Source organism: Streptacidiphilus jeojiense, assembly GCF_000719095.1.
Lineage (GTDB): Bacteria > Actinomycetota > Actinomycetes > Streptomycetales > Streptomycetaceae > Streptacidiphilus > Streptacidiphilus jeojiensis.
Window position 1 is genome coordinate 169,514 of sequence record NZ_JOEH01000022.1, and the last position, 7,195, is coordinate 176,708.

General features: G+C 69.5%; 4 protein-coding genes and 1 rRNA gene. 1 reads left to right on the forward strand and 4 read right to left on the reverse strand.

Annotated elements, in window-relative coordinates:
* Positions 1 to 33: 33 nt before the first annotated feature.
* Genes IF29_RS0128315 through mtrA form a run of 3 tightly spaced genes read right to left on the reverse strand, consistent with a single transcriptional unit; the run spans position 34 to position 4,718 of the window.
* Positions 34 to 1,914, reverse strand: coding sequence for an LpqB family beta-propeller domain-containing protein (locus IF29_RS0128315; protein ID WP_198037582.1), 1,881 nt, complete (start codon positions 1,912 to 1,914; stop codon positions 34 to 36).
* A complete protein-coding gene (mtrB, locus tag IF29_RS0128320; RefSeq protein WP_051726120.1) occupies positions 1,898 to 4,039 on the reverse strand; it encodes an MtrAB system histidine kinase MtrB in 2,142 nt (713 codons plus the stop codon). The genes IF29_RS0128315 and mtrB overlap by 17 nt, the downstream gene beginning before the upstream one ends.
* A 1-nt stretch (position 4,040) precedes the next feature.
* Positions 4,041 to 4,718, reverse strand: a complete 678-nt coding sequence (mtrA, locus tag IF29_RS0128325; protein ID WP_030260697.1) for an MtrAB system response regulator MtrA — start codon at positions 4,716 to 4,718, stop codon at positions 4,041 to 4,043.
* A 715-nt stretch (positions 4,719 to 5,433) separates the two neighbouring features.
* On the opposite strand from mtrA, the gene IF29_RS0128330 reads away from it, so the two are divergent.
* Positions 5,434 to 6,417 (forward strand): hypothetical protein, encoded by a 984-nt coding sequence (locus IF29_RS0128330; RefSeq protein ID WP_051726121.1) that lies wholly within the window; start codon positions 5,434 to 5,436, stop codon positions 6,415 to 6,417.
* Positions 6,418 to 7,100: 683 nt separating this feature from the next.
* Here IF29_RS0128330 and rrf read toward each other — a convergent pair.
* Positions 7,101 to 7,195: ribosomal RNA gene (gene rrf, locus IF29_RS43935) — 5S ribosomal RNA — on the reverse strand; the annotation flags it as partial.

The following is a 7,195-nucleotide window of genomic DNA, read 5'->3' on the forward strand; positions in this document are numbered from 1 at the left end:
CGGTCAGCCCGGGTTCGGTCAATCCGGCTTCGGTCAGCCCGGGTAGCTGGGCATGGGGCCGAGCGCCGAACTGCTCCCTGTTGTGAGGAACTCCCAGCCGCCCTTCTCCCAGCGGTAGACCTTGCCCCTCTCGCCGACCGCGGAGGTCCCGCTCGCGTCCCGCAGGTACGGCGCCTTCACGCCGGTCCCCAGCGTGCTCGGATCCTGCTGGAGCGCGCTGATGCTGTTCATCCCGTCGGCGGACGAAGGCGCCTGCACACCCGGCATGACGGCGGAGGAGCCGTCGATCTCCCAGACCGAAGGGGCCTTGCCGGTCGTGGTCTGTTGTCCGAGCACGATGATGCTGTCGCCGTCGTTCCAGGACAGCGATGTGACGCTGGTCAGGTCGCTCCCCGGCATGATCGGGTGCAGCCCGGCGATGGTCAGTTCCGGCGAACCGCTGGTGGTGGCGCGCTGGACCCGGCCGACCTGGACCGAGATGGTGCCGGCGTCGTCCACGGCCAGAGCGATCCTGGCCCCGTCCTGCGCGACCTTGGCGTTGATGACCCGACCCTTCAGCCCGTCCACAACGACCGGGACGACCTTCCCCGTCTGGCCGGAGACGGCGCCGATCCCCTGGCCCGCAGGGTCGTTGCCGACCGTCCACAGCGTGCCGAGGCTGTCCCAGCTCAACGATCCGAACCCGACGCTGTCGGTGCTCGCGGCATGGGTGGGGGCCGTCGTGCTGGTCAGCGTACTGAGATAGAGGGACTTCTGATCGTTCGACAGCACCGCGGTCCTGCCGCTGAGGTCGGGAGCCACGGCGAAGCCGCCGATCGACTTGACGGTGGCGGGTGCGAGCAGCCCGGTCACCTGCTGTCCGCCTCCGGAGCCGCGACTGGCGGCGTCAAGGCTGGCAAGGTGTCCGGCCGCGTCCACGAAGTACATGGTCGGCGCCCCGGTCGCCGACTGGACAGGCGAGTAGGAGCTGCTCCCCAGCGAGTCGCAGGACTGCGTGGAACCGTCACCCTCGTACAGGCTCACCTTGGTGATCTGCTGGCCCGCCTCCTTGGCCTGCTGGGTCGAGACCTGGGCCAGGGTGAAGTAGAGCTGCGCGGCCATCCGCTCACAGGTCTGCAACCCGCCCGCCACCGCCTTCTTGAGCCGCACGGACGCGGTGCCGTCAGCTGAGACCTGCACCGCGGGCGCGGAGGCGGCCAGCGTGGTCCCGCTCGGGAACCCGGGCTGCACCGCCGGGGCCAGCCACGAACTCGGTCCGCTCAGCAGGATGTTCGCGGCCTCGGTCAACGGGTCGACATGGCTGCGAACATAGACCGGATCGGCCGCCAGCGGCGTCTGCGTCCCGCTCGGGGACTGGCCGGCGATCGGGAAGTAGACGTTGACGGACTCGTATATCCGTTGGAAGTCCTCCTTCTTGAGCACCAGCCCGTTCGGCAGACTGTCGATCCGCCACCCGCTGGGACCCTTGGTGAAGGTGTAGTCCTCTTCGAACGGAACGTTGTTGACGGGCTTGAAGGCATGCCGTGCGTCCAGCGTTGCGACCTGTTTGCCGGTGACCCGCATGACGACCTTCTTGGAAGTGGAAGCGTCGTTGATCTCCGTCATCTTCAGGCCGTCCAGAACGGTCGCGCTCTGCTCCGGGTTCCAGGTCTTGTCGGCGCTCTGGGACAGGAACTGCTTGGCAGTGGCGTATCCGGACTCGTCGGACACCAGGTCGTCGAAGAAGCCCGACAGCAGTTGATCCGGCTGGCTCCCCGCCTTCGGCGGCTCGGCCACGACCACCACCTGCTGGGCGTCGTTCTGGCTGGTGCTCAGCCGTGGCGGGGTGCCGCTGTCCGGCATCGCGGCGCAGCCTGCGAGCAGTAGCGCGGAGCCGAGCACCCCCAGGAAGCGGACGTCACGCCTCATCGTCATCCGTTCCCTCATCGCGCCCTTCCTTGGACACCACGATCTGCGCACCGGTGACGCCGTACCCCGACGAGGCCCGGACGTCGGCGGGATTGCTCGGCGGCAGCGCCGCCCGTCCGGCGACCTCGGGGATCACGGAACCGTATCCCAGCACTCCGCCGAGACCGGAACCGAGTCCCGTGCCCAGCACCGCCCCGCCGCGCGGGCCGGGCACCTCCTCCGCGGACGTGGCCGTACCGACCCGCGAGGCGCGCATGTACGGCATACCCGGCACGGCCAGACCCCGGTTGCCCAGGGAGTCCGCCGGTTCGAGCGGGATCGGGGACCGCAGGATCTCGGCACCCGCGTTGCGGGGAACCGTCAGCCGGAACTGCGAACCGCCGCCCGGCTCGCCCCAGGCGTGCAGCCAACCGCCGTGCAGCGCCGCGTCCTCCAGGGCGATCGAGAGGCCGAGGCCGGTGCCGCCGGTGGTGCGCGCCCGTGCCGGGTCGGCCCGCCAGAACCGGTTGAACACCCGGGACGCCTCACCGGGCTTCAGACCGATCCCGTGGTCCCGCACCGCCACGGCGACGGCACCGTCACCTGCGGCCAGGATCACCTCGATGTCATTGCCCTCACCGTGCTCCAGCGCGTTCACCACCAGGTTGCGCAGCACCCGCTCGATCCGGCGCGGGTCGACCTCGGCCACCACCGGCTCGTCGGCGCCACGCACCACCACGGCGCTGCCCTTGGTCCTGGCCAGCGGCTCGGCGGCGTCGATCACCCGACCGACCACCTCGCGCAGGTCCGCGGGCTCGGCATCGAGGATCGCCGCGCCCGCGTCGAACCGGCTGATCTCCAGCAGGTCCGCGAGCAGCGACTCGAACCGGTCCAACTGGTTCTGCAGCAGCTCGGCGGAGCGCTCCGCCGCGGGATCACCGAAGTCGTCACGCGACTCGTACAGCAGGTCGGCGGCCATGCGAACGGTGGTGAGCGGGGTGCGCAGCTCGTGGGAGACGTCCGAGACGAAGCGGCGCTGCACCCGGGAGAGCTCCTCCAACTGCCGGATCTGCGTCTGCAGCGCAGCGCCCATCCGGTTGAAGGACTCACCGAGGCGGGCGATGTCATCCGTTCCGGAGACCTTCATCCGCTCGTCCAGCCGCCCGTCGGCGAGTCGCTCGGAGATCTCGGCGGCCATCCGCACCGGGGTGACCACCTGACGGACCACCAGCCAGGAGATGGCACCCAGCAGGACCACCACGAAGATCCCGGCCGTGGCCAGCGTGGTGCCCACCAGGTTCAGCGTGGAACTCTCCAGCGTGAAGGGGAAGACGTAGTAGAGCTGGTAGGGCTGCTGGCCCGCTCCGGTGGTCTCCAGCGTCTGCCCGACCACCAGGCCGGACTCGGGGGACTTGTTGGCGGAGTCCGTGTAGTAGATCGTCGTGTACTCGGCCTGGTAGGCGCTCGAACCGCTCACACTGTCCCGGAAGGTCGAGCTGATGGTCCGGTCCGGGTCCACACCTCCCGCCTGCCGGGGCGTCTGGGAGCTGGCGGCCTGCGGGGGCGTGGGCTGGCTCTCGTCAGGCACCATCCCGATCACCATGTACTGGCCCGCGCCGCTGGTGGCGAGAAAGCTGACCTGCTGCGACAGCAGGGTCCCCATGTCCAGTCCGCCGTCGGCGCCGGTGGCCGCGGTCTGTCCGGCTCCATTGGTCGACTGGGTGTGCTGCTGCGACAGGCTGGCGTAGAGGGAGGTCTGGTTCTTCTGGGCGGCCGTGAACCCGGCCTCCGCCTGGGTGACCGCAGCCTGGTCCTTGGCATTGAGCAGGCCGTTCCGGACCGTCTTCATGACGACCAGGCCCAGCATCAGGACCGCACCGAGGGACAGCACCAGGGTGATCGCGACCACCCGCACCTGGATGGAACGCTGGTAGAGCGCGGTCATCCGCCGGTACGGACGCCGCAGCCGCCGCCCGAGCAGCGACAGCAGCGACTTGGTACCGGCGAAGGTGCCTATCCGGTGCGCCCGGGGGGACGCCGCCGGGTGCGAGGACAGCGCATCGTCCGGGTTGGGCGCAGGAACGCCCTGCAGCTCAGGAGGAGTCGACCGCCCGCCGTCCGGCCCGGGCGCGACGGGGGTCCGACCGCTCATCTCAACTCGGTCCCGCCTTGTAACCGACGCCGCGCACGGTCACCACGATCTCCGGACGCTCCGGGTCCCGCTCGATCTTGGAGCGCAGGCGCTGCACATGGACGTTGACCAGCCGGGTGTCGGCAGCGTGGCGATAGCCCCACACCTGCTCCAGCAGCACCTCGCGGGTGAACACCTGCCACGGCTTGCGGGCCAGCGCCACCAGGAGGTCGAACTCCAGCGGCGTGAGCGGGATGCTCCGCCCGTCCCGCTTCACGGAGTGGCCGGCCACGTCGATCGTCAGATCGCCGATCGCCAGCTGCTCGGGGCTCGGCTCCTCGGCCCGACGCAGGCGGGCCCGGACACGAGCCACCAGCTCCTTGGGCTTGAAGGGCTTGGTCATGTAGTCATCCGCACCGGACTCGAGCCCGACCACCACATCCACGGTGTCGGTCTTGGCGGTGAGCATGACGATCGGCACACCCGACTCGGCGCGGATCTGACGACAGACGTCGATTCCGTCCCGGCCGGGCAACATCAGGTCGAGGAGCACCAGGTCGGGCTTCACCTCGCGGAAAACAGCCAGAGCCTTGTCGCCGTCCGCGACAAAAGAAGGCTCAAAACCCTCCCCGCGCAGCACGATGCCAAGCATCTCAGCCAGAGCAGTGTCGTCATCGACGATCAAGACGCGTCCCTTCATGGTTCCCATGGTCTCATTACGGAAACGTGACCTGGGGCACAGTCGGCAGAGACTTCCGCCACTCGTTCGACTTTCCTGGGCTTACTTGCGCCATTTTCGGTACAAATCGGACAGAGTGTCATCTCACATCCGACTCGTGCTGCCCCAGCGCACGGCCGTGTCGCGAGCCCCGGCACCGCCGATGTGGCTCAAAGTGATCTCTCCCCGGGAGGCGCCGAGCCCGAGCGGTCGATGCCTTGGAAACCGGGGGCGCCGACATGACACGATGTGCGCTACTCGTTGCCACGCTGCGCCGACGGCTCCGGGACGGCACCACCAGGGCATCACGACAGAGACGGACCAACGACGCATGACCGACACCCCGAGCCGACACCCCGCGGAACCCTCGGCTCCCGAGTCGGCCGACACGCCGGTCAACCAGGTCAACCAGGTCGACGCGGTTGACGCGATCGACCACGGCACTCCGGCTGGTGAGGCGACGAAGGCAGGGGCCGGGACGGGGACGAGGGCGGGGGCGGGGGCGGAATCGGCAGCGGAGCCTGCGTCTGCGTCTGCGTCGGGGACGACGGCCAGGCCCTCGATTCCGGTGCAGACCGGAGGAGCGACAGGGCAGCCGCCCCGCCGCGCGTACGCCCGTACCGACGCCGATGGGGGTGCCAACGCGGGGCCGGCCTGGTCTCCGGCATCCGCCTGGGGCCAGGTCCCGCCTGCACCGGTGCACGGTTGGGTCTGGTCGGGAAGCTGGATCCCCAAGCCGGGCATCGTGCCGCTGCGCCCGCTCGGCCTCGGTGAGATCCTCAGCGGCGCGATCGCACTGCTCACGCGCTACTGGCGAACCGTACTGACGGTCTCCGCAGCGGTGGCCGCACTGTCCCAGCTCATGGTCGCCCTGGTCACGGCATTCGTCCCGATCCCCTCCGACAACATCGACCTGACGCTGTCGAGCACCGGCGACCCTTCAGCCGATCTGCATCGCGCTCTGGTGAACCTCGCCGACATCGCTCCCCTCGGTGCAGCCACCGGGGCCATCGGCCTGTTCGCGGGAACCCTCGCCACGGCCGGCCTGGCCACCGTGGCGAGCAAGGCCGTCATGGGCAAGCCCGCCTCCGCGGCCGAGGCGTGGCGCGCCGTGGGCTCCCGGCTACCGTCCCTCATCGGACTCGCACTTGTCACCACCTGCGCCACCTTCGGCACCCTGGCTGCCTCCGCCGCGCCCTGCCTGATCGCCAACGCCGCCCACAGCTCCGACGCCACCGTCTCGGCAAGCGCCCTGCTCCTGCTCCCCGGGTCGGCCGTCGCCCTGTGGCTCACCATCTCCATGGGCCTGGCGGCACCGGCACTGGTCCTCGAACGCCAGGGCATCCGAGCGGCACTGAGCAGGTCCTTCCGACTGGTACGCGGCGCCTGGTGGCGCGTCTTCGGCGTCACGCTGATCGTCGCCATCCTCACCGGCATCGTGAGTGGGCTCATCGCCCTACCGTTCACCGAGGCGGATCTCATCGCCAACGGCAACGGATCCGACGGCACGGCGGTCTCGTCCCTGCTGCTCGGCGCCATCGGCGGATTCATCGCCGGCGCGGTGACTCTCCCAATCAGTGCCGGCAGTTCCGCGCTCCTCTACATCGACCAACGAATCCGCCGCGAAGCCCTCGACCTCGAACTCGCCGCAGCCGTCGGCATCCCCAACTACGGCCACTGAGACGAAGGGCGGCAGCCGGCCGCGGACGCACCGATCCCAGTGCGTTGGTTGGGGGTGGTGCGGGGTCTGTTTGGCTGCCGAGCCCCCGTCTTGTGGCCGGGTTGCCGGTGCGTGTTCGCTCCCGGTGTTCGTTCGTCATTTCCGTGGGGCGCGTTGGTGTGTTGGTGGCTGGGGTGGCTCGCTCCGCTCGCGGCCAACTACGAGGAGCCGGGGGGCGGGTGGGGGTCCGTTGCCGGGCGGCGGGTGGGGGCGGGGCGGTGCAGAAACGTGCCTGCCGAGGTGCGAGCGGGTCTTGGACTGAACCGGGGTCACTTTCGGGACAAGGTGTCACTTGATCATGCCGTAATGCCCTATTTGACCCGATCCTGGCGTACCACGAGTGACCCGACGTACGAGAATCGACCCCGGTTCACGCGAGACCCGGCCGCAGAACCGCTTCTGCACACCCGCACCCGGCAACGGCGCCCGGCACCGGCCCCGCTCCTCCGCTGTGGTTGGCCCGCGAGGCGGAGCCGAGCAACAGCAACAAGCCACGGACGGGGGTGGGCGGCATCGGTGGCGCCATGTAAGCCACCTGCAGTAGCCGCTGGCCCGCGGTGGCGGCCGGCCTCCCCCATTGCACTCTGGCGGGGAATGCAGAGAAGCCCCCTGACCGGTGGTCAGGGGGCTTCCCGTTAAAGATTGTTCGGCGGCGTCCTACTCTCCCACAGGGTCCCCCCTGCAGTACCATCGGCGCTGTGAGGCTTAGCTTCCGGGTTCGGGATGTTACCGGGCGTTT